Consider the following 22,316-nt stretch of genomic DNA (forward strand, 5'->3'; position numbering starts at 1 on the left):
GATTATTCCCCTTTCACTCTTTTGGTTAACTCCTCTTTCACTCGTTCTACAGGCATACCTTTTTCAGCTAGTAACACTAAGATGTGATAGGTCAGATCGGCTATCTCCATAGCCAGGTTTTCGTGATCATCATTTTTAGCACCAATAATCACTTCACCAGCTTCTTCTCCAACCTTTTTCAAAATCTTATCAATGCCTTCATCAAATAAATAATTGGTGTAGGAGCCTTCTTTAGGATTTTCTTGACGATCGATAATGGATTGATAAATTTGGTTAACAACATCACGCTTAAAGGTGGGCTCTTCACCTAATTCAATATCACGATAAAAACAACTGCGCTCTCCAGTATGGCAGGCCGCACCTTTTTGCTCGACTTGAAGTAAAATCGTATCTTCATCACAGTCATAGCTCATTTTCTTTACAGTTTGTGTATGCCCTGAGGTTGCGCCTTTATTCCATAGCTCTTGTCTGCTTCTACTGTAAAACCAGGAAGTCTTTGTCTCTTTTGTTTTTTGAATAGCTTCTTCATTCATATAAGCGAGCATCAATACTTCCCCAGTTCTATAATCTTGAACAACTGCAGGGATTAATCCATCGTTATTAAATTTAAATTCCATCAAATCACCCTAACCTAATTGGTAAACCATTGTTTGATAAGTATGTTTTTAAATCTTGGATTTCAATTTCACCAAAGTGGAAAACTGATGCTGCTAAAGCTGCATCTACTCCACTCTTTAACACATCTAGAAAATGTTCTTTTTGTCCTGCTCCACCTGAAGCTACTACTGGTACATTTACGGACTCTGCTAAGCGGCTCGTAGCCTCAACGTCATACCCTGTTTTAACACCGTCAGCGTTCATAACGTTCAAGACGATCTCTCCAGCTCCACGATTAACACCTTCTTTAGCCCACTCAAAGAGTTCAAGTCCGGTGTCTTTTCGACCACCGTGAACGAACACCTTCCAATCACCGTCTACATTCATCGCATCAATCGATAACACAACACATTGATCGCCGAATCGTTTAGCTGCTTCCTGAATTAGATTCGGATTTTTTACGGCTGCACTATTTACTGACACTTTATCTGCTCCAGCATTTAATACGGTACGGAAATCATCAACTGAACTAATACCTCCGCCTACAGTAAAAGGAATGTGAACTTCTTCAGCTACCCTCTCAACCACACCTAGAAAAATTGAACGTTTCTCATGTGACGCTGTAATATCATAAAACACCAATTCATCGGCACCGAGCTCGCTGTACCTTTTACCAAGAGCAACTGGGTCATCCACATCTTGTATATTCTTAAACTGCGTACCTTTAACCACACGCCCATTGCGAACATCTAAACAAGGTATGATTCGTTTTGCTAACATGAAACTTCCTCCATGACTTGCTTCAGGTCAATTTTTCCTTCGTAAAGTGCTTTTCCGATTATTGCTCCATAAAGCTTCATACCACTTAAAGCTTGAATATCCTCTAAACTTGTCACGCCCCCTGAAGCAATGACATCAATGGAAGTTGCGTCATTCATCATCTTCAGTTCGTGAAAATTAGGACCTTGAAGCATACCATCTTTCGATATATCTGTATAAACGATTGTTTTCACTCCAACGCCTTCAAGTTTTTTTACAAAGTCTAGTGCACGAACAGTCGATGTTTCCGTCCATCCATCTGTTGCAACAAAACCATCTCGTGCATCAATAGATACGACAACACGAGCACCATACTCTTGGACTATCTCTCTAACAAAATTAGGTTCTTTAACCGCTGCCGTTCCGAGTATGACGCGTTCAACCCCGAGGTCAAGCAACTCTTTAATACGGCCTTTTGAACGAATACCGCCTCCAACTTGTATGGGAACGTCAATAACATTAACTATTTGTCTAATGACTTCTAAGTTATTTGTAGGGTCGCCTTTTGCAGCATCTAGATCAACAACATGTAAATATTGTGCACCTTGTTCCACCCATCGCTTAGCCATCTCAACTGGTTTACCATACTGTGTTTCTTGTTGATAATCGCCTTGCAGTAGCCGGACACTTTGTTGACTTCTTATATCAATTGCTGGAAATACGTTCACGCGTCACCATCTCCCCGAAGTTTTTCAATAATTGCATACCAACTGTTGAGCTTTTTTCTGGATGAAATTGCATGCCTATAATATTATTTCTCATCACAGCTGATGTGAATGTTTGATCGTATTCTGTCGAGAATAAAACATCATTCCGGTCATTGGTTTTTGCAAATAGTGAGTGTACGAAATAAACATAATCACCATCATTCAAACCTTTGGCCATATTGTGTTCTTGAAAATGTTCAGATACTACGATTTGATTCCACCCCATATGAGGTACCTTAAGTTTTGTTTCGAACCTTTTGATTTCACCTGAAATAAGCCCTAAACCGTGATGCTCACCATGTTCGTAACTCTTATCAAAAAGTAGCTGCATCCCCAGACAGATACCTAACAGAGGTTTACCATTGCCAGCTTCAGAACGGATTGCTTCAACAAACCCTTTATCTCTAAGCCTATTCATGGCTTCACCAAATGCGCCAACACCAGGTAAAATTAAGCCATCAGCAGTACTTAAATCACCTGGCTTATCTGTTATAGTGGACTCAATCCCTAAAAGGTTCAGAGCGTGTTTAACATTCTTTAAATTGCCTGCACCATAATCAATAATCGCAATCACTTATAACGTTCCTTTCGTTGATGGAACTTCTCCATCTGGGTTAACCACTGATGTCGCTTCATTTAGCACTCGACCAAACCCTTTAAAAATAGACTCAATGATGTGATGGCTATTTTGCCCGTGCATTAGTTTAATGTGTAATGTGACACCAGCCTGGTTAATAAAGGCTCTGAAAAATTCTTCAACTAATTCTGTGTCAAAGGTACCGACCTTTTCAGACAGGCCATCAACGTCAAATACTAAATAGGGACGGTTGGAGACATCGATCGATACTAAACTTAGCGACTCATCCATCGGTGTAAAATCAGATGCGTAACGTTTGATTCCTTTTTTATCACCAATTGCTTCTTTAAATGCTTGCCCCAGAACAATTCCAACATCTTCTACCGTATGATGGGCATCAACATCTAAGTCACCATTAGCTTTTAAATTTAACCCGAACTGGCCATGGGCTGCAAATAATGTCAGCATATGATTAAAAAATCCCACTCCAGTGTCAATTTTAGTTTGACTGGAATCGTCCAGATTGAAGTTTAATTTTATTTTTGTTTCTGTCGTATCACGATTAATTGTCGCCTGTCGCATGAAATCACCTCTGCCCATTTATATTGGTTTCTACCGAAACGCTACAGGCGGATGCTTTCCGCGGGCACGGCCTCAGCCTCCTCGACCCAAAACCGGTCTGCGGGGTCTTCGGACTCGTGCTGTTCCCGCGAAGAGCTGGACGCTCAAGTGTCGGCTTTGGCCACAGGACGTGGCCGCTTTTAGTCGACCAGGAGTCACCGCCTTTCGCTCTTCGTCTACATCAATAATTATCGTGCACAAACATTTTTGATATCAATTCGAAAATATATCCAACATTTTCTTCAAACGTTTTCGAATAGATGCGGCGTGGCCGTCTAAACCTTCTTCGTTCGCAAAGCGTTGAATTTTTCCTCCAACACTATTTAAAGCTTTCTGATCATAATAAATAACACTCGATTTTTTCATAAAGTCATATACGCCTAATGGAGAAGAAAACTTCGCAGTACCACTGGTAGGTAACGTGTGATTTGGACCTGCCCAATAATCGCCTAATGGTTCTGGAGAATATTCGCCTAAAAAGATAGCTCCGGCGTTTTTTATTCGAGACAGCTGTTCAAATGGCTGGTCGACCAGCAACTCTAAATGCTCTGGTGCTAATTCATTAACGAGTTGAAACCCGACATCCATATTAGTTACAACGTAAATTGCACTTTGATTTAAGATTGAATGCTGTAAAATGGATTGACGATTTAAACCCTCCATCTGCTCTTTCAACGCTTTTTGTACTTGAGTTGCTAATTGGTGTGAATCTGTTACTAATATGGCTGAAGCCAATTCATCATGTTCAGCTTGAGCTAATAAATCTGCTGCAACATATTCTGAATATGCATTCTCATCGGCTAAAATACAAACTTCACTTGGCCCTGCAATCATATCAATGCCAACATCTCCAAAGACGTACTTTTTAGCACGTGCAACATATGCGTTACCTGGACCGGTAATTTTATTTACGGCTTTAAAATTCTCGGTTCCATAAGCTAATGTAGCAATCCCGTGAGCCCCGCCAACCTTGAGTATTTGATCTGCTCCAGCAATTGTTGCTGCAACAATTGTTAGTGGATTAACTTTTCTATCCTCTCCAACTGGAGTCGTTACAATAATTTCTTCAACCCCGGCTACTTTGGCTGGTATGACGTTCATTAATACCGTTGAAGGGTAAGCCGCCTTCCCGCCTGGCACATAGACCCCTACACGTTCAATCGGTGTCACCTGTTGGCCTAACCATATCCCAGGTTGTTGATTGGTATACCAAGATTGTTCCTTTTGATGCTGATGGTAGCTCTCAATATTGTTCTTGGCCTCTTGTAGTATTTCACTCAATTCTTCTTTAACAGAATTAAAAGCTTCTTCCACTTCTTGCTTCGTAACATGTAATGAATTTAGTTCAACCCCATCCAATTCTTTTACATATTGAAGGACAGCTTTTTCTCCTTCTGACCGAATACGTTTAACAATCTCTTCGACCCGTTGATCGACTTGTTGAAAATCATCACTTTCACGTTGCTTTCTTCCTTCAACGATTTGATATATATCCGTTTCTTTAATTGATAGAATATCCATTTGAAATCACCCTTCCGAAACAGTGATGGCCTGTTTAATTCCTTCAACAAAAGGTTGCAACGTTTCACTTTTCGTTTTATAACTCGCTTTATTCACAACCAGGCGGGCACTAATGGAGTGCATGTTTTCTAAAACTTCTAAACCATTCTCTTTTAACGTGCGTCCTGTTTCAACAATATCAACGATTACATCAGATAATCCTACTAAAGGAGCTAACTCAACTGACCCATTTAATTTGATGGTTTCAACTTGTTTTCCTTTTTGCTGAAAGTACTCAGTAGCTACTCTCGGGTATTTCGTAGCCACAGATAGCTTAACAGCACGCTCAATGTCGAAACCGGGTGAACCGGCTACCGCAAAACGGCATTTTCCAAAACCTAAATCTACTAGCTCAAATACGTTGGCATTGGCTTCTAATAAGGTATCTTTCCCCGCGATTCCTATATCAGCTGCACCGTTTTCTACATAGGTAGCGACATCCAATGCTTTTACAAGAATCATCTCGTATTGTCCACAATCACTAGGTAGTATTAATTTTCGACTATCCTTATAAAAAGCTGAGAAATTAATGCCGATAGCCTCAAACACTTTAAGGCTTTTTTCAGCTAATCGACCTTTTGTTAATGCTATTTTAATTTTCTCCATAAAACTGCCCTACCTTTTTAAGTAAATCATCTGAACCATCAAAAGTTCTATTCCCTTTATGATTGGATATTAATTTTTCATCCAAATCTATTAAGATACTAGCTTTCTGATCAAATAGATTTACCGCATATCCGTTCCGGCGTAATTCATTTGCAACTTGAAAAGCATAAATAGAGTTTTGACTCTTAACATTTATCATTGCCGTGTCATTTTTTAAGGAGATGTCTTGTTGATCCAGAACATCAATCAATTGATCTAAATAAACCCCAAAACCAATTGCGTCTACTTTAATTCCAAATTGTTCTGTTAATGAATCATAGCGACCACCTTGTATGACTGACCGACCAAAATCATGTACAAAACCTTGAAACATTACACCCGTGTAGTAATTCAGGTTATTTACGAGCCCCAAATCAATGGAAATATACTCACTTAAACCTAATCCATTAATCTGCTCAACAATCCATTCAAGTTCATTGATAGCTTGTAACATATCTGAATTGAGTGCTAATGGTTTTGCCTTTTTGATGACTTCGCGTGGGTTTCCAAATAAATAGGTCAATTGTGTTAAAACCTGCTTAGCTTTTTCATTTACATGATTTTCATTAAGGATTTGCTCTAACTCAAATTCATTCTTTTGCTCAAGTTTTTCTTGAATCTCTCGTTGTAATTCAGGAGTTGGATTAATTTCGTCCATTAATGCTTGAAAAAATTTAGCCTGACCCAAGTCAATTTGATAACGTTGTAATCCGACTGTTTTTAAAGTTTCAATCGCTAATGCAATCATTTCTACATCAACATAACGATTTTTCTTACCGAAACATTCAACTCCGAGTTGAGTAAAGGATCTTGAGAACACATCTGATTCTCCATTTTGCATACGAAAAATATTAGTGACGTATGACAACTTCTCAACTTCTAATGGTTGATTGGAATTTGCAACCATTCTCGCAATAGGAACAGTCGCATCCGGACGTAAAACTAATATTTTTCCATCGTGATCAATTAACTTAATCATTTGATCAGGATCCAAAGTTCCCGGCATATTCATGAATAAATCGTAATATTCAAAAGTCGGTGTCTGAATAGGTTTAAAACCGTACAGTTTAGTTAGTTGATTGATTTGTTTGATGATGTATTCTTTATTTTCATAATCATTGGAGTAAAGATCTGCTACACCTTGCGGCAATTGTTTTCCGAATTGCATAGACAACTCCCTTTATCACTCTATTTGTTTATCACTTTATCATAATAAAGTTGTTGTTTAACATTCTAATGGGTGTACATGCGTCTGTCAAGGTATTAAAATTTGTCTTAAGATGCGCAAGAAAGGATGAGAATTAATGCACGATTACCATATGCATTCTACTTTTTCTGCAGATTGTAAAGCGCCAATGGAAAAGATGGCTGAAGCTGCGGTTAAGCAAGGTTTACAATCAATATGTTTTACAGACCACATTGATTATGATTATCCAGACACATCAATTGTATTCGATGTTGACCTTAATAAATATGAAGAGGCTTATCAAAAAGCAAGGAGGCAATATGAGGGAAAGCTGGATATCAGAAAGGGTATTGAGCTTGGCATACAACCTCACCTAGTTAAACAATACAAAGATTTAGTTAAAGCAAATTCATTCGATTTCATTATTCTATCGATGCACACAACCGACAAAAAAGATTTACATTCTGGAAGGTTGTTTGAAGGTTGCACACTGGATGAAGCATACGAAAAATATTATTCAGAGCTTTTAGATTGCGTGAAGCGCTTTGATCAATTCAGTATTTTAGGCCATATTGATTTAGTCACACGCTACAAATATGAGGATGGTGTTCACCATTTTCATGAAGTCATGGAGGAAATTTTTAAAACGATTATTCCAAGAGGACAAGGTATTGAAATTAATACATCAGGTTACAAATACTATATGAATCGACTGTTACCAAGCAAAGATATTCTTCAACTGTATTATGATATGGGTGGAGAAATTATCACAGTCGGTTCAGATGCCCATCGCCCTGAACGTGTGGGAGATCGTATTGATGAAGCTTACGAATTGCTAAGAGAAATTGGATTTAAATATGTATCGACTTTTAAAAATCGTGAAGTTGAGTTTCACAAGCTGTAAACGATAATTTTCACCTTATGTAGTCACTATTTTCTAGTGTTAAACTAAAGTTTCTAGTAAAACCGGAATTTTGTCTAGTAAATCACTGATTCTGTCTAGTACTTTGGCCACTTTGTCTAGTAACACACTTGAACTTTCTAGTAAAAAAATTAAACCACTACTCTTAAAGAAAAACACAAATCTATTGTCACTTCTAGGCAAAAAACAACCCCTTCCTAACTCAAGGAAGGGGTTCAATCATATTTAATATTCAAGTCTGCCTAAGCCATAGGCAGCTAGTAATCCAATAATAAATGTAATAGCACTCAACACGTTTAGCATCATATCAGATTCAAGACCTGGATAAACAACGGCCAACGACCCGACCACAAGGCCGATCACTAATGCGTATGTTTGGTAGTAGTAACGATCAAATAGATACCTTAAAATTTTACTCATGATGAGTAGTCCTAAAACAATTCCTAATCCAAGTGGGATAAGGGCTTCAAAAATAAAGTTTCCAAGTGCATGTGTAAATGTACTGTACATCCCGACTAATAAAAGCAAGAAAGATCCACTAATGCCAGGTAATATCATCGCAGAGCTTGCCAGCCATCCAGAGAAGAAAAGTTTAATATAAGTGTCTGTGCTGAAAGAAGTTATTGGTTCAGTTTCTGCTGGGCCATCACCAAATAACGCCATTGAACCTACCAAAATAGCAGCTAATATAAGCAGAAAATAATGAGTGCCTTTAAATGTCTCTTTATAATTCGACTTATGAGCTAAAAATGGAATAACTCCTGCAATTAATCCAAGAAATAAAAATAGAGTTTGATTGGGATAATTTTCAAATGCCCAGTTAATGACCTCGGCAAGTGAGACCATTGCGATAACTATACCAATAGCCAGAGGCAATAAGAAACCTATATGTTTCTTCCATTCTTTTGATAAAATTCCGTTTAATGCTTCAATAAAACGTTCATAGATACCAAGTAAAACTGCCATTGTGCCACCGCTCACACCAGGGACAACATCACTTGAGCCCATGATTAAACCACGGTACAAATTTCTCCATTCAATCATTTCTTTTCCCCATTTCATTTAAATCTACTAATCATTATACTAGACAAGCTGATTTTTACGAATAAAAACTATAATAAAATTTGGGGAATATTGGATTTTGGATGACGAATGATTTCAGGGTTTGCGTGATAGACTTGTTCCAAGGTTTCTTTAGCGATAATTTGTTCACTCGAACCAATATCCACCACTTTACCTTTATTCATCAGAATCAGTTCATCACAAAATTGAGCTGCTAAGTTCAGATCATGTAAAACCATTAATACAGTTAAGCCATCACGTCTTTGCCAATCCTTAACTAAATTCAATATATTTTTTTGGTGTCCAATATCAAGAAAAGTGGTTGGTTCATCTAATAGCAACATTTGTGGTTGCTGGACCATGGCCTTAGCGATAGCTACACGTTGACGCTCCCCACCACTTAACGTATCTAACATTTGATCTTTAAACGCCGTTAGTCCAGTCGTTTCAAGTACGTGCTCGACTAGGTCAAAATCTTTTTTTCCTTCACGTTGAAAAAATCCTAGATGTGGGTATCGCCCCATCAATACTGCATCAAAAACTGTGATTGGGTAAGGAGATAACCCTTCCTGTGTAAGGACAGCTGTGTGTTGAGCGAGCTTTTTAACTGACCATTGTTGCACATCTTTTCCCATCAATTGAATTAATCCATTAGTAGGCTTTTCAAGACCAGATATTAACTTTACGATAGTCGATTTACCTGCACCATTCGGACCAATCAACCCAATACTCTTCCCTTTTTGTACAGAAAAAGATACCTGATTAACAATAGGCTTCTCATCAACTGTTTTACTTACATTCTGTAAATCTAGCAAAGGTATTCCTCCTTAAAAGTAACCTCGTTTAGCTCGACGTAATAGATAGCCGAAAAATGGTGCACCGAGAAATGCTGTAACCACCCCTAATGGTATTTCTCTGGGGGCCAGAATCGTTCTGGCAAATGCATCTGCGCCAACTAAAAAGATCGCTCCTCCGATAATAGATAAAGGTAAAACGACTCGATAATCCGCTCCGAACATTAACCTTATAATGTGTGGTACGACTAAACCTACAAAACCAATAGCTCCAGACACCGATACGGCTGCTCCCGTTATAATTGAAGCTAGTATTAATAGAATGAACCTGGTTCGTTGAACAGAGACGCCACTGTGATGCGCCGCTTCTTCACCTAACCCCAACATATTTAACTCTTTAATGAAAAAGGTTGAAATGACCGAGATCGATAAAATGATTGGAAAAATAATCTGGTTGTAACTCCAATCTGTTAAAGCTAAACTACCCATCATCCAAAATACAATAGTTTGTAGCTGTTCATTAGATAAAGCTAAAACTAGTGATAAACATGCACCGACAAAGGACTGGACAACGACACCAGCTAATATGATGGTTTCTAAACGGACTTTGTTATTTACACGGGATAAGAAATAGACGATTAATAAGCTTAAAAAACCAAACAAAAAGGCTACAGCAGGAAGGGTAAATTGACCTAACCAAAAGACTTGCCAGCCGAAAACAAACACTAAGGCAGCGCCAAATGAAGCACCTGACGATACGCCTAAAATAAAAGGGTCGGCTAAGGGATTTCGTAATACGCCTTGATAAATCGCACCAGCTAAAGCTAACGCGGCACCAACAACCGCCCCTAATAGCACCCTAGGCAATCGTATGTCCCATACGATGGTCTCTGTGGAGGCTGACCAACTTGCCTGATTAAATAAGTTTAACCCTGGAATTTTAGAAAAAATGATTTGCCATACGAGCTGCCAACTAATATTAGCAGCCCCCAAAGTCACGGATAAACTCATTGACATCAATAATATTAAGCTGAAAATTGGAAACCAAATCCACAGTTTACTTTGTCTATTTTTCACTTAGAAACGTCCTTTTAATTAAACAATTCTGGATACAATGTTTGTGCTAATTTCTTCAAGCCTTCTGTTAAACGTGGGCCTGGTCGTGTTAATAAATCTCCATGGAAATCATATACTTGCTCTTCTTGAATAGCTTTTACATCTTGCCAATTTTTACGTGCTAGAACTTGCTCAACTGCATCTTCTACGTAATATCCATATGTTGTGATAATCACATCTGGATTTCTTTCTAACACCACTTCTTCACTAACTTGTGGCCATCCTTGTTGATCGCCAATGATATTATTACCACCCGCTAAAGTAATTAATTCATCAATAAATGATCCGTCGCCACCTGAATAAAGTTCTGGTCCAACCTCTATCCAAACATCTTTTTTCTCGTCTTCTGATAAATCACTCACGGCGTTCTGAACGTCTTCTACTTCTGATTTCATTTGTGAAATAATACTTTGAGCCTTTTCAACATTACCTGTCGCTTGACCGACTAGATCAATATCTTCATAAACAGATTCTAAGTTTTGCGAACCTAATACTAATACGTTTAAGCCGGCATTACGTAGTGCCTCTACATCATCACCATTATTTAAATCCGCAACGACTAAATCAGGTTCGAGTGAAACAATTTTTTCTATACTTAACTGTTGATCTCCGACTTTTTCTACATCCTGTACTTCTTCAGGGTAGTTCGCCCATTTAGATACACCGACTACTTCTTCGCCAGCGCCAACTGAATATACAATTTCGGTTGCACTTGGTAAGACTGAAACAATGCGTTCTGGCTTTTCATTAATTGTAACTTCAGTTCCTGATTTATCAGTCAATGTTACTGATTGAAAACTTTCATTATCACTATTTTCGCTTGTTTCTTGATTCTCTTTTTCTTCTACTTTATCATTTCCCTGTTCTGAAGAACCTCCATTTGACTGTTCTTCTTGGCAAGCTGTTAACCCGACAGCTAACACCAACGTTAGCATCAATAACCATAATTTTTTCTGCATGTAAAATCTCCCTTTCTAAAATGGCAATGTTAATGCCTGTTGTAGATTCTGCGAATCGCTACAGGCGTACGCTTTCCGCGGGCACGGCTCGAGCCAGGCTACTACATTGAATTCGCTTCTTTGCTGCCTTGCGCCGAGTAATCGCAGGCGCATCCCTGTGGGGTCTCGAGACTCGCGCTGTTCCCGCGAAGACCTGGACGGTCAAGTGTCGACGTTGGCCACAGGACGTGGCCGAAGTTAGTCGACCAGGAGTCGCCGCCTTTCGCTTTTCGCAGAAAAATTTCTTACTTTCGTTTTTTCTATTTTACCAACATTAAGCTTTAACAGTGCCTCCAAAATAAAAAATGCCCTCGCTTCCTCAGGTAAGGAAACAAAGGCATGGTTTGTCATAATACAACCACATAACTATAACATAGCCTTTCCTTTTAACCCCGAAGGAAAACGAGCTAAAATAAAAAGGCAGGTCTCCTGGCTTAGGGTCAACACTCCTAATCCCTTCCCATTCATCATAAACAGTGGTTGATTAGTCGCTTCCCATACACAGTGGCGGGACCGCGTCGGATTCTCACCGAACTTCCCTTTTAAGTAAACACCGAAATGTTTACACCTTTTTACTTCGGATATTTAATTGAATAATTTTATATTAATCTTAATTTACAATTAAGTCAATTAACGAGTGGAATTAATATTTTTCTAGACTAAGTTGTGATAATATTTGAGTAGAATACTAGGCTTTTATACATATTTTATTAAAATTAACCAATCTATATACAGGGTGATTCATATGGAATTAGGCTCAATGATTCAATTTTATCGTACTAAAAACGGGCTTACTCAAAAAGAACTAGCAAACGGTGTATGTTCAGTATCATATCTTAGTAAGATTGAAAGCGGTGCAATCGAACCTAAGCCAGATACGGTTGAACTATTATTTGAACGTTTAAAAATGGATTATGAAAAATTAACCTCTTATGATGTACCAACTATACATAATCAAATTAATCAGCTTTATAAACATATTTCTAATAAACAACTGGATCAGGCGAAATCAATTGTTAATGAATTAAAAGAAATTATCACCCCCTTCCATGACCCTGACTTACAAAAATACTTTCAGTTGATTCACTTCTACTATTTAATCGTACAAGACACTACGAACAAGTTATCGATGAACCTTCAAGAATTAATGAATTTAGAAGATACTTTTAAAGGAGAAAAGCTCTTTTATTTTTATAAAATTGTTGGGTTTTACTATAACTGCCACCTTAATTCAAAGATGGCCAATCAATATTTCCATAAAGCTATAGAAATTCTAGAAGAGCAAAATTTAAGGGATCCTGAAATATATTATCTTTTAGCATTATCTTATATGGGTATGCAAAAACCTGTTTATTCAAATTACTACGTAGGAATGGCTTTAGAACAGTATGCTAATGACTTGCTCTACCGAAAAGTAACCGACTGCTATCATTTATTAGGCATAAATTATTTAAATCTAGGTGCCTTTGATATCTCAGAAACATACCTTCAGCAAGTTCTGCAATCTAAACCTATGGGCGACTCACCAACAGTCCATTCTCGAGTCACTCATAACCTTGGAATTATGCATGAAAGAAGGGGTGATCTAGATCAAGCGCTCAAATTTTTACATGATGCTTTAGAACATCATGAAAATTTATATGATGTCGCACATTCAACAATTATGATTGCAAAAATCTACTTTCAAAAAGGAGAACACCATTTAGCTGAAGAATATATAAAACAGGGTGAATCCAAATTACAAGGATCAAATCTAACAAAAATACGTCACCGCTTTTATATTCTTAAGCATCAACTCTATAATAAAACACATGACCAGGCCTTTATTGATCGAGCAGAAAACGTGATATTACCTTATTATAAAAGCGTTGGTGAAACAGCATTAACTCAAGAGCTTTTAGAATTATTGGCTGAAGTATATACAGAAAAACAAGAATATGAAAAAGCAATTGAATATTACAAAAGATTAACTAACATTAATAATTAGGAGTGAAATTATGGGAGACACCGTATTAGTTCGTAGAGAAGGGAAAATCACTTATATAACTTTGAATCGACCAGAACAGTTGAACTCTATGAATATAGAATTGCTTGAAGAACTAAGTAAGGTTCTTGAACAAGTTAAGGACGATGATTCAAAAGTAGTAGTACTTACAGGTGCTGGAAAGGCATTTTCTGCAGGTGGCGATGTGAAAACTATGTTACAAAACACTGATCCAGAAGGCTTTAAACAGGTTATGAAAACGATCAAAAACTGTAGTACGTTGTTTTACACAATGCCGAAAGTAACAATCGCTTCACTCAATGGAGCTGCAGCTGGTTTAGGGTTAAGCATGGCCCTTGCAGCTGACTATATCATTGCAGATGAGGATGCGAAAATAGCGATGAACTTCATCGGAATTGGTTTAATTCCAGATGGTGGCGGTCATTTTTATATGGAGCAACGATTAGGACCAGTAAAAGCAAAGCAAACCATTTGGGAAGGTAAAATGATGACAGCAAAAGAAGCACAGCCTTTTGGATTGGTTGATCTAGCAACTAGTCATTTAGAAAAAGCCTTAGAAACGTACTTAACTAAATTAAGCCATTCCCCATTAATGTCGATGATTGAAACGAAAAAAATATTAAATAATAAACAGCTGCCTTTACTTGAAGAAGTATTAGATCAAGAAACTAAAGGGCAGGCACTTATGCGCCAAACAAAAGATCATCAAGAAGGAATCCAAGCATTTATTGAAAAAAGAAACCCTAATTTTATAGGTGAGTAGTTCCAAACACTCAAGCCCTCTAGCTTGAGTGTTTGTTTATGGTTCTTTTTACATAAAAAAATCTACTGGTATATACAGTAGATTTTTAATAGTCAGCTATTGAATCATCATGACCTTCTCGCAAGTCACGACTCATATTTAAATACTGATGAAAAACTCGTGCTAATTCCTGAATGCGTCTGGCTACGTCTTCATCGATTAACTCATTCGTGTGAGAAAAATGTGAAGTTTGTGCATAAACATAATTAGGTGTGACCAAACACTTAAAATAATCTAATATAGGTTTTAATTGATTCTCAACTACTAGGTGGTGTTGAAATGTACCGCCGTTCGCTAAGATGGATACTGGTTTATATCTCATGCCTTTTGGCGAAATTAAATCAAAAACATTCTTTAAAACTCCAGGTATAGACCCTTGAAAAATAGGGGAAGCAATGATATAACCATCCGCAGATTCTATCTCATCAATCAGCTTATGTGTGTCTTCATTGTATTGTTCTTTTGTACGTCCATCCGCAAACTCCAGCTTCAAGTCTTCTAAATGTATGATCTCTATTTGATTTGAAGGTATATACTCAATCAATTGTTTTTCCACTTCATTTAACAGCACTTTTGTTTTTTCTCCAACAATCGTGCCGTTAATTAATAAGATTTTCAACGTGATGTCTCCTTCCTCAACCCGCTACCTCTATTATTATTCTATTTCATATTCTTTAAATTGTTTATATGTACAACTATAACTACTTCAAGTATAAAACCATCCAAGTATAATACGTCAACTAATAAAACTCCAACTGTTACCTGATTTCACCGCATTTATCAATGTGAATATTAGCTCATTTTAATACTAATACTTTTGTAATAAAATTGTTACCTCTCTGTACAAGCTTTGTAATTGACTTGTGATTATCAGCTGATATACTAGCCAATGGTGAAAGATAAAGTGTTTCTTTTTCACTAGAACTTTAGTCACAATTGGAGGGGAATCCATGAATAAACTTCTAGTTAGTGTGGCATTTGCCATAGTCATGCTAATGGTGTTTAGTTCTCCAATGAGTGCATCTACGAATAATTCAACATTAGAGAATCATACAGGAGCAAGTGAACATCAAGTAAGTTTCTTTGAAACATCGAAGAGTAACCTTACAGCAAAAGGAAAAATATCATTGGTTGAGGAAGAAAAACAGCCAGCTACAACAGCTCAATCAAATCAAGATAAAAAACAACAACAATCAAAACAAGTAGACAAAGATAATATTCAACAGGCAAGTCAGGAATCAGAAAACGAAGCGTTCTATGTAACTGCGACAGCGTATACAGCTTTCTGTGATGGATGTAGCGGGACCACTTATACTGGACAAGACTTAAGAAGTAATCCAGACCAAAAAGTGATTGCGGTCGACCCTAATGTTATTCCATTAGGCTCAAGAGTTTGGGTTGAAGGTTATGGTGTTGCCATAGCTGGAGATATTGGTGGAGCCATTAAAGGTAAACGAATCGACATCTTTATTCCAAAAGAAGCAGATGCATTACGCTACGGCGTTCGACAGGTTCGAGTAAAAATCTTAGATTAATTAAAAATCACCGAGGATTATTGCCCTCAGTGATTTTTAATATTATTTTGCTTTAGCTTCTAATTCAACATCAATATTACCTCGTGTGGCTTTTGAATATGGGCATACTTTGTTTGCTTCTTTTACAAGATCATCAGCTTCATCCTGTGATACGCCACTGATTTCACAAATCAGCTTTACTTCAATCTTAAAACCACCATCTGATTCATCTTTCATAAACGAAACTTCTGCAGTAGTGGTTGAATCAATATCTTTATCATTATTTTTAGCCACTAAGTTTAAGGCTCCATCAAAGCAAGTCGAATATGTTGCCGCAAATAACTGTTCAGGGTTTGTACCTGTTTCATCCGTATTTTCAGTTGGCATCACAACATTTAAATCTATAATTCCATCATCTGACTTAACATGGCCACCACGACCACCTTTTGCTGTCGCTTTAGAAGTAAATAGTTTAGTCATCAATAAACACTCCTTTATCTTTTTAAGATCTATTATCTGCTTACCCTAAAAAGCTGCTTTTCATTCATTAATAGGTCTTTTTCATATGTACTTGTTCGATCATTTTTTGAAAACCTAATTGATGAAAAGCATCTAAACAATGGTCTTGTTGGTTAGGAAAATTAACAACCAGTCGTTTTACTTCATTAAGATCCAACCTAAAAATTCGATGTAAAAAAGTAACTAATAATAAATCATCTTCTTCTAAAGCTGGTTCTATCCCTACTTGAAATAACTGAACAGCTTGCAAACGACCATTAGAGTTATAATTTTCTTTTGTTGTCGCATAACCAATTGGACGATCACGGTCATAAAGAATGTAGAAAAATCCATCCTTTAAACTTTCCAGCTGATTTTGCCACGGCATATCTTCTTGATAGAAGGAAAGTATCCTAATTTTTTCTTTAGGTACACGATGGATCTCCAAATCATAATCATGAATTACCGAAATATCTTGTTGATCTTCCGGACCTTTAAAATAAGTCAAACGTTCAACCAATTCATAATGGTGTTTTTCATAAAGCTTAATTGCTCTGGCATTAGTTGAAATTGCTTCAAGAACTGCTACGTCTACATTTTTCTCACGATAAAGATGATCAACCTCATCCATTAATTGTTGACTAACACCTTTACCACGATAGTCAGTATCAATACCTGTTCCACCATTCCAAGCATAGGTTTTTCCGTTGATTTCTCTAAAGCCGTTCATAATTATACCTACAGCTTTTTGTTCATCGAAAGCAACAACAGAGTCACTTGGACTAAGGTCTTCCGATACCATACGCTTTAAAAAAGCTTCTGGTGTCATCGTTACATCAACCGAATATCCTTCAAAACCTCGATTCCAAACATCAACTAATTCATTAAGCGAACAGTCTGAAACTCGTTTAAAAGTTAAGTTATCCATAATTATCACATCCTAATGGTTAATTTAAACAATGACCCTTTAATTTCCTGCTATTTTTGTTGAATTTCCTTTAAAAAGCATTTCAACATGTGGGATACCATCTTCTAAAAACTCTTCAGAAATAGTTTTAAAACCACATTTCCCATAAAACTGCTGTAAATGTGACTGAGCTTCTATCTTTATATTAGGATTATTCCATTCTTGAGAAATGTACCTCAATGCTTCTTCAAGCATCTTTGTACCTCTTCCTGAACGTCTTTCATCAGATACTGTGATTACTCACCCAATAGAGGCCTCTTCAAACTTCACATTAGGTGGAATTAAACGACAATATCCAGTAATTTGACTTCCTTCTCTTGAAAACAAGTGTAGAGCTTCAGGATCATAACCATCTAATTCTGGATATGGACAATTCTGTTCAACAACAAATACATCGACGCGTAATTTTAGAATATTGTATAACTCATGATTTGATAACTCACTAAATGATTTAATCATCCAAGACATGCTGTCACTCCTTAACCTATATAAAAAACGCACGTAAATTTGCATTTACGTGCGTCTTAATGTTTAACTTATCGTCTATTATTTAGCAACAACGTTAGCTGCTTGAGGTCCGCGATCGCCTTCAACGATTTCGAACTCAACGTCTTGGCCTTCAGCTAAAGTTTTGAAACCGTCTGCTTGAATAGCTGAGAAATGAACGAAAACGTCATCTCCGTCTGGACGTTCGATGAAACCGAAACCTTTTTCTGCGTTAAACCATTTTACTGTACCTGTCATTTAAAATGACCTCCTTTAAAATTACTACAAAACAATTGAATCCTGTTACTTAGACTTCCTAAAAGAGGTCATTCAGTAAACATCGATACCAATTACTTCGTACATTTAATACTTTACTCCTTTTAGTCTAAAAATGCAAGGGATTCGATAAATATTACAATTATTTAACATAGTTGATATAACTTGTGTCATCTTACGACAATATGCTACAATTCATACTCGAAACCTAATATAGAACAAAAGGAAGTGTTTATTCATGAAGAAGTTCTTAACAGCAATCCTTATTGTGATGTTAACAGCTTTCCTAGCCGCTTGTGGTGGAGATGAAGGCGATACTGAAAATAATCAAGATAACCAAGATCAAGAGCAAAGTCAAGAAGATAAAAATAATGGTGAAGGTGAAGGTAAAGAAGAAGGCAATAAACAAGCCAAAACACCTTCTGAAGATATAGCAGATGATAAAGTAGTAGCTAAAGTAAATGATGCAGAGATTACAGGAAAAGAGTTAAAAGAAACTGAAGGTTATTTCCTACAGCAGTATCAAATGATGGGACAAGATCCTTCTAAATTTGCTGATCAAATTCAAAAACAAGCTTTAGATAACTTAATCAACATTGAACTTGTTAAACAAGCAGCCAAAGAGTCTGGGATTAAACCAAGTGAAGAAGAAATCAATAAAGAATATCAAAAAACTGTTGACCAATTAAAGAAATCGAATGAAGCAGAAGATGTCAGCAAAGTTTTTGAAAAGTACGACACAAGTGAAAAAGAAGTAAAAGAAGATATTCGCATAAATTTACTCACACAAAAGTATTTAGAGAAAAATATTGAAGAACCAACTGTTTCTGATAAAGAAATTCAAGAAGCATATGACAAGTACAAAGCACAAATGAAAAAAGCTGAACAAGAAGCTAAAAGTTTAGAAGAAATGAAAAAATCACTTAAAGGTCAAGTGAAAAGCCAAAAAGAAAGCAAAAAAACTCAAGCGCTTCTAAAGCAATTACGTGAAGAAAATGATGTAGAAATCTTAATATAATGATGACTAAAAAAGCTACCCTAACTGAATAGGGTAGCTTTTTCATATACATCACTACTTTTTAAACATAAATAAAGTCATGAAAGTTAAAGATTGTTTTAACTCATCAGATAAAGAACCTACATGTTGCATGCTGACACCCTGTTTATAAACATAATGTGTATCAATTAAACTTAACCCTTGCTCTTCACCTAATTGTTTAAATTCCCATGGCATCATCGTGTTCATAATCACATCTTTACCATAAAGACGATCGTAACTATTTATCCTTGGTGCAGCCGTTGGACCAAGAATGGCAACACATAAGTAACCACCAGGTTCTACAACTCGAAGTAACTCATGTAAAGCCTTATTAGGCACTTCAGTCCATTCAATGGCATTAATAGCCATAAGAGCGTTAAACGATTCATTTTGGAAAGGTAAACTCAACATATCAGCTTGCAAAAATTGAAGATGATTCATATCATCTGTTACGTGTTGTTGACAAAGCTTCACCATTTCTTCTGATAAATCTACGCCTGTCACATCATAGTCCTCTTTCCAAAGTCTATAAGAGCCATAACCATCTCCACACCCTAAATCAAGAACTTTGGCTTGCTTTGGAACATGTTTCTTAAAAAATGGAACAATAGATTTCCGACTTCCGTTATCCCACATCTCTTTACTTTTTGCATGCCAAAACGTCGCACGATCATCCCACTTTTGTTTAGCATCTGATTGCCATTTTGTCGTTGTCATCATTTCACACCCTAAATCATATTATTCTTTTTTCCATATTCAATTAACCCCTGATAAGGGTCACCTTTCAAACCCAAGACTTTACAGAATGCAGGCTCCGTTTTCACACCTTGTTCCTTAAGCCTAAGTACCTCTCCTTTTACACGTGGATTTTGCTTAATAATATTTTCTTCAATAATCATATGTTGATATGCATGCTGATTATGTACTGGAACTGGCTGAGCAAACAATTCAAACTCAAAGCCTTTACATACAAAGTTAACTTTGTATGTAGGAGTACCTCTTACTTCGTAGTTTTTCATCGAATAACTTTTGTAGTCACTATATAAAGATTGAACCTCAATTTCAAAACTGTTAAAGTCATGGACTTCTAATATAATATCCAAATCCGAAGTTGACGTATTAATATTGAGCGGTATCGTACCACAAAGAACAGGGTTATAACCAGATAAATCATTCATTATATTAAGCTCTATTATAGCTTTATAAGCCTGTTTTTGAGTAGCCGAACCATTTTTCAAATAATTAATTCCTTGCAAACTTAGTATCCTCCTTGTGTTCATAAGATATTACACTTTTATTCTCTATGGTGAAGTGATGAATGTAACAATGGTTTTCATTTAAAACAGCAGGTAGATATTTAGGAATCATTTGTCCAATTCCTAAGTTATTTTCATCCAACACCCAATCTATGGTTTTCCAATCTAAAATACCTTCATCTGTCTGCTTTGGAGTTTCATAGTTCAAATTTTCATCGATCTCTGCTTTAAAAACATACATCCCATTAGTTCCACTTTGATCTGAATCCCATGATACGACACCTTTATAAGAAATTTGTTCTTTACTTATGGTGAGGTTAGTTTCTTCTTGTATTTCTCTTGCAACGGATTCAAGAGGTGCTTCCTGAACTTCAATTTTTCCTCCAACGCCATTCCAATGACCCATATTAGGGGGATTCTGACGATTGATTAATAAAATGGAACTCCCTTGTTTTATAAAGCATATGGTGTATTTGAACAATTTTCCATTCCCCTTTTCGTAATTTTCTTTATATTTTTTGAATATATTTCTTTAAAAAGGAGTGTACTAAAATGCTAAGAATACTCCCATGGGTTGTCGTGCTTTCGGCAATTTTTTATATTTTTTTACTACCTAATGCACCTATTGCAGTCGAACTGTTTTTTAAAGTTTTACCAATTATATTAATCATTTTATACGCTTTTTACAACTTACCGGAACGTAAAGTTTTTGTCCATTATGCAATTATTATAGGATTGATTTTTAGCGCTATAGGCGACATTACACTACAATGGTTTGTAATAGGTTTAACGTCATTTCTCATTGCACACATTTTTTATTTAATTGGATTCTTTATTCAATGGCGTTCTTCTTTTGTCCGTACGCTCACCTTATTACCAATCGTGATCTATGCTTATATTATTGGAAACGGTGTTTTAAAATCAATAACTGACCAATCATTAGTTGTACCAGTAACGTTGTATATGGTTATGCTATCTGTAATGGCCTGGTCCGCTGTCATGACTCGAAACATGTACGCTGCAATAGGTGCTATTTTATTTGTCATATCCGATTCAATTTTAGCCTGGAATATGTTTGTGACAGATGTACCTTATTCAAGTGTTTTAATCATGCTATTTTATTACAGTGCACAGTTTTTCATAGCTTATAGCATTAAGTATTTTAATTCAGAGGAATAATTTTATCTTATAAGGCTGCTTTCTTGTATTTAGGTAAACTTTTTAGTAAATATTTAATTTTGTCTAGTATCTCACTTATTTCTTCTAGTAAAACATTAATTTTTTCTAGTATTTAGTCCAGTTTGTCTAGTAAAGCACCTGTATTTTCTAGTAACCGCTAAATCTTTCTAGTAAATATTTATTCTGATTCCTAACACTTTAGCCTTCAATACAAAAACAAACGTCCTAATCACGCATGTGAGTTAGGACGTTGCTTTTATGGCTCTTATTTTGAGGAGGTCTTTAGTTCTTCTATTCTCTCTTTAATATCATCACGAACATCACGAAATACTTGATCAACCTCTTCTTCAGTTCCTTCAGCCTTAGCCGGATCAACTAGCCCCCAATGTTCATGCTTTACACTGGGCGGGATTGCCGGGCAATTATCTAGCGCATCACCACATAAGGTAACCACAAAGGTTGCATGGTTTAAAACGTCTCTGTCGATTATTGATGATTCCTGATTGGAAATATCTATCCCAATTTCGTTCATCATTTCAATTGCTTTTGGATTTAGGCCATGTGCTTCAATTCCCGCACTATGAACTTCCCATTCATCACCTAAAATTTCTTTCCCTAACCCTTCAGCCATCTGACTTCGACAAGAGTTACCTGTACATAAAAAATATAAAATAGGTTTGTTACCCATCA

29 protein-coding genes and 1 riboswitch are annotated in these 22,316 nt (G+C 36.5%); of the genes, 6 read left to right on the forward strand and 23 right to left on the reverse strand.

Translation table 11 applies throughout. The features are described 5' to 3' along the window. Nucleotides 1-2: 2 nt before the first annotated feature. The 8 genes from hisIE to hisZ all read right to left on the reverse strand — a co-directional run bounded on the left by hisIE (nucleotide 3) and on the right by hisZ (nucleotide 6,694). Complete coding sequence (gene hisIE, locus E3U55_RS07660; RefSeq protein WP_134339852.1) at nucleotides 3-617, reverse strand: bifunctional phosphoribosyl-AMP cyclohydrolase/phosphoribosyl-ATP diphosphatase HisIE; 615 nt, start codon at nucleotides 615-617, stop codon at nucleotides 3-5. 4 nt (nucleotides 618-621) lie between these two features. Then, nucleotides 622-1,377, reverse strand: a complete 756-nt coding sequence (gene hisF, locus E3U55_RS07665; protein ID WP_134339853.1) for an imidazole glycerol phosphate synthase subunit HisF — start codon at nucleotides 1,375-1,377, stop codon at nucleotides 622-624. Continuing rightward, nucleotides 1,371-2,084: a 1-(5-phosphoribosyl)-5-[(5-phosphoribosylamino)methylideneamino]imidazole-4-carboxamide isomerase gene (gene hisA, locus E3U55_RS07670; RefSeq protein WP_134339854.1), complete on the reverse strand. Its 714-nt coding sequence runs from the start codon at nucleotides 2,082-2,084 to the stop codon at nucleotides 1,371-1,373. Before hisA ends, hisF begins: the two co-directional genes overlap by 7 nt. Then, the gene (gene hisH, locus E3U55_RS07675) at nucleotides 2,062-2,697 is read right to left on the reverse strand and encodes an imidazole glycerol phosphate synthase subunit HisH (RefSeq protein ID WP_134339855.1); all 636 of its coding nucleotides are present in this window, start codon (nucleotides 2,695-2,697) and stop codon (nucleotides 2,062-2,064) included. Before hisH ends, hisA begins: the two co-directional genes overlap by 23 nt. After that, on the reverse strand, nucleotides 2,698-3,282 hold the full coding sequence (hisB, locus tag E3U55_RS07680) for an imidazoleglycerol-phosphate dehydratase HisB (RefSeq protein ID WP_134339856.1): 585 nt from the start codon (nucleotides 3,280-3,282) through the stop codon (nucleotides 2,698-2,700). It lies immediately after the preceding gene. A gap of 252 nt (nucleotides 3,283-3,534) precedes the next feature. Continuing rightward, nucleotides 3,535-4,842, reverse strand: coding sequence for a histidinol dehydrogenase (gene hisD, locus E3U55_RS07685; protein ID WP_134339857.1), 1,308 nt, complete (start codon nucleotides 4,840-4,842; stop codon nucleotides 3,535-3,537). A 6-nt stretch (nucleotides 4,843-4,848) separates the two neighbouring features. After that, the gene (gene hisG, locus E3U55_RS07690; protein WP_134339858.1) at nucleotides 4,849-5,487 is read right to left on the reverse strand and encodes an ATP phosphoribosyltransferase; all 639 of its coding nucleotides are present in this window, start codon (nucleotides 5,485-5,487) and stop codon (nucleotides 4,849-4,851) included. Next, entirely contained in the window at nucleotides 5,474-6,694 is a 1,221-nt protein-coding gene (gene hisZ, locus E3U55_RS07695) for an ATP phosphoribosyltransferase regulatory subunit (RefSeq protein WP_134339859.1), read from the reverse strand. Before hisZ ends, hisG begins: the two co-directional genes overlap by 14 nt. A 136-nt stretch (nucleotides 6,695-6,830) precedes the next feature. Between hisZ and E3U55_RS07700 the strand changes: the two genes are divergently transcribed. Further along, nucleotides 6,831-7,616, forward strand: a complete 786-nt coding sequence (locus E3U55_RS07700) for a histidinol-phosphatase HisJ family protein (RefSeq protein ID WP_134339860.1) — start codon at nucleotides 6,831-6,833, stop codon at nucleotides 7,614-7,616. A 39-nt stretch (nucleotides 7,617-7,655) separates the two neighbouring features. On the opposite strand, the gene E3U55_RS17330 is transcribed toward E3U55_RS07700, so the two are convergent. The 5 genes from E3U55_RS17330 to E3U55_RS07720 form a co-directional block, all read right to left on the reverse strand. After that, nucleotides 7,656-7,817 (reverse strand): hypothetical protein, encoded by a 162-nt coding sequence (locus E3U55_RS17330; protein WP_153801919.1) that lies wholly within the window; start codon nucleotides 7,815-7,817, stop codon nucleotides 7,656-7,658. A gap of 42 nt (nucleotides 7,818-7,859) precedes the next feature. Continuing rightward, nucleotides 7,860-8,678, reverse strand: a complete 819-nt coding sequence (locus tag E3U55_RS07705; RefSeq protein WP_134339861.1) for a DUF368 domain-containing protein — start codon at nucleotides 8,676-8,678, stop codon at nucleotides 7,860-7,862. Between the two features lie 68 nt (nucleotides 8,679-8,746). Further along, nucleotides 8,747-9,511 carry an ABC transporter ATP-binding protein gene (locus E3U55_RS07710; protein WP_194840845.1) on the reverse strand — a complete coding sequence of 255 codons (765 nt, stop codon included), beginning with the start codon at nucleotides 9,509-9,511 and terminating at the stop codon, nucleotides 8,747-8,749. A gap of 12 nt (nucleotides 9,512-9,523) precedes the next feature. After that, nucleotides 9,524-10,567 carry a FecCD family ABC transporter permease gene (locus E3U55_RS07715; protein WP_228547501.1) on the reverse strand — a complete coding sequence of 348 codons (1,044 nt, stop codon included), beginning with the start codon at nucleotides 10,565-10,567 and terminating at the stop codon, nucleotides 9,524-9,526. 14 nt (nucleotides 10,568-10,581) lie between these two features. After that, a complete protein-coding gene (locus E3U55_RS07720) occupies nucleotides 10,582-11,565 on the reverse strand; it encodes an ABC transporter substrate-binding protein (RefSeq protein WP_134339863.1) in 984 nt (327 codons plus the stop codon). Nucleotides 11,566-12,006: 441 nt separating this feature from the next. Then, a riboswitch (cobalamin riboswitch) is annotated at nucleotides 12,007-12,191 on the reverse strand. A 158-nt stretch (nucleotides 12,192-12,349) separates the two neighbouring features. Between E3U55_RS07720 and E3U55_RS07725 the strand changes: the two genes are divergently transcribed. Together E3U55_RS07725 and E3U55_RS07730 are read left to right on the forward strand one after the other, a co-directional pair. Beyond that, on the forward strand, nucleotides 12,350-13,591 hold the full coding sequence (locus E3U55_RS07725; RefSeq protein WP_134339864.1) for a helix-turn-helix domain-containing protein: 1,242 nt from the start codon (nucleotides 12,350-12,352) through the stop codon (nucleotides 13,589-13,591). A gap of 10 nt (nucleotides 13,592-13,601) precedes the next feature. Continuing rightward, nucleotides 13,602-14,372 (forward strand): enoyl-CoA hydratase, encoded by a 771-nt coding sequence (locus E3U55_RS07730; protein ID WP_134339865.1) that lies wholly within the window; start codon nucleotides 13,602-13,604, stop codon nucleotides 14,370-14,372. 85 nt (nucleotides 14,373-14,457) lie between these two features. Here the strand turns inward: E3U55_RS07730 and E3U55_RS07735 are convergent, their stop codons facing one another. Then, nucleotides 14,458-15,030, reverse strand: a complete 573-nt coding sequence (locus E3U55_RS07735; protein WP_134339866.1) for an NADPH-dependent FMN reductase — start codon at nucleotides 15,028-15,030, stop codon at nucleotides 14,458-14,460. Nucleotides 15,031-15,361: 331 nt separating this feature from the next. Between E3U55_RS07735 and E3U55_RS07740 the strand changes: the two genes are divergently transcribed. Then, a complete protein-coding gene (locus E3U55_RS07740) occupies nucleotides 15,362-15,946 on the forward strand; it encodes a 3D domain-containing protein (RefSeq protein WP_228547502.1) in 585 nt (194 codons plus the stop codon). Nucleotides 15,947-15,988: 42 nt separating this feature from the next. Here the strand turns inward: E3U55_RS07740 and E3U55_RS07745 are convergent, their stop codons facing one another. The 5 genes from E3U55_RS07745 to E3U55_RS07760 form a co-directional block, all read right to left on the reverse strand. Beyond that, nucleotides 15,989-16,405: an organic hydroperoxide resistance protein gene (locus E3U55_RS07745; protein WP_407644103.1), complete on the reverse strand. Its 417-nt coding sequence runs from the start codon at nucleotides 16,403-16,405 to the stop codon at nucleotides 15,989-15,991. 67 nt (nucleotides 16,406-16,472) lie between these two features. Then, nucleotides 16,473-17,351 carry a GNAT family N-acetyltransferase gene (locus E3U55_RS07750; RefSeq protein ID WP_134339868.1) on the reverse strand — a complete coding sequence of 293 codons (879 nt, stop codon included), beginning with the start codon at nucleotides 17,349-17,351 and terminating at the stop codon, nucleotides 16,473-16,475. 39 nt (nucleotides 17,352-17,390) lie between these two features. Next, on the reverse strand, nucleotides 17,391-17,627 hold the full coding sequence (locus E3U55_RS17890; protein WP_323740409.1) for a GNAT family N-acetyltransferase: 237 nt from the start codon (nucleotides 17,625-17,627) through the stop codon (nucleotides 17,391-17,393). 3 nt (nucleotides 17,628-17,630) lie between these two features. After that, nucleotides 17,631-17,858 carry a GNAT family N-acetyltransferase gene (locus tag E3U55_RS17895; RefSeq protein WP_323740404.1) on the reverse strand — a complete coding sequence of 76 codons (228 nt, stop codon included), beginning with the start codon at nucleotides 17,856-17,858 and terminating at the stop codon, nucleotides 17,631-17,633. A gap of 78 nt (nucleotides 17,859-17,936) precedes the next feature. Next, on the reverse strand, nucleotides 17,937-18,134 hold the full coding sequence (locus E3U55_RS07760; protein ID WP_134339869.1) for a cold shock domain-containing protein: 198 nt from the start codon (nucleotides 18,132-18,134) through the stop codon (nucleotides 17,937-17,939). Between the two features lie 256 nt (nucleotides 18,135-18,390). On the opposite strand from E3U55_RS07760, the gene E3U55_RS07765 reads away from it, so the two are divergent. Beyond that, a complete protein-coding gene (locus E3U55_RS07765; protein ID WP_134339870.1) occupies nucleotides 18,391-19,170 on the forward strand; it encodes a SurA N-terminal domain-containing protein in 780 nt (259 codons plus the stop codon). A gap of 54 nt (nucleotides 19,171-19,224) precedes the next feature. On the opposite strand, the gene E3U55_RS07770 is transcribed toward E3U55_RS07765, so the two are convergent. The 3 genes from E3U55_RS07770 to E3U55_RS07780 are packed head-to-tail and all read right to left on the reverse strand — an operon-like array spanning nucleotide 19,225 to nucleotide 20,928. Beyond that, nucleotides 19,225-19,908, reverse strand: coding sequence for a class I SAM-dependent methyltransferase (locus E3U55_RS07770; RefSeq protein WP_134339871.1), 684 nt, complete (start codon nucleotides 19,906-19,908; stop codon nucleotides 19,225-19,227). An 11-nt stretch (nucleotides 19,909-19,919) separates the two neighbouring features. After that, complete coding sequence (locus E3U55_RS07775) at nucleotides 19,920-20,471, reverse strand: DUF4269 domain-containing protein (protein ID WP_134339872.1); 552 nt, start codon at nucleotides 20,469-20,471, stop codon at nucleotides 19,920-19,922. Then, nucleotides 20,434-20,928 carry an NUDIX hydrolase gene (locus E3U55_RS07780; protein WP_134339873.1) on the reverse strand — a complete coding sequence of 165 codons (495 nt, stop codon included), beginning with the start codon at nucleotides 20,926-20,928 and terminating at the stop codon, nucleotides 20,434-20,436. The genes E3U55_RS07775 and E3U55_RS07780 overlap by 38 nt, the downstream gene beginning before the upstream one ends. A gap of 71 nt (nucleotides 20,929-20,999) precedes the next feature. On the opposite strand from E3U55_RS07780, the gene E3U55_RS07785 reads away from it, so the two are divergent. Beyond that, on the forward strand, nucleotides 21,000-21,626 hold the full coding sequence (locus E3U55_RS07785) for a lysoplasmalogenase (protein WP_134339874.1): 627 nt from the start codon (nucleotides 21,000-21,002) through the stop codon (nucleotides 21,624-21,626). A 265-nt stretch (nucleotides 21,627-21,891) separates the two neighbouring features. Here the strand turns inward: E3U55_RS07785 and arsC are convergent, their stop codons facing one another. Continuing rightward, nucleotides 21,892-22,314: an arsenate reductase (thioredoxin) gene (arsC, locus tag E3U55_RS07790; protein WP_134339875.1), complete on the reverse strand. Its 423-nt coding sequence runs from the start codon at nucleotides 22,312-22,314 to the stop codon at nucleotides 21,892-21,894. Between the last annotated feature and the right edge of the window lie 2 nt (nucleotides 22,315-22,316).

The organism is Filobacillus milosensis, assembly GCF_004402015.1.
GTDB classification, from domain to species: Bacteria; Bacillota; Bacilli; order Bacillales; family Alkalibacillaceae; genus Filobacillus; species Filobacillus milosensis.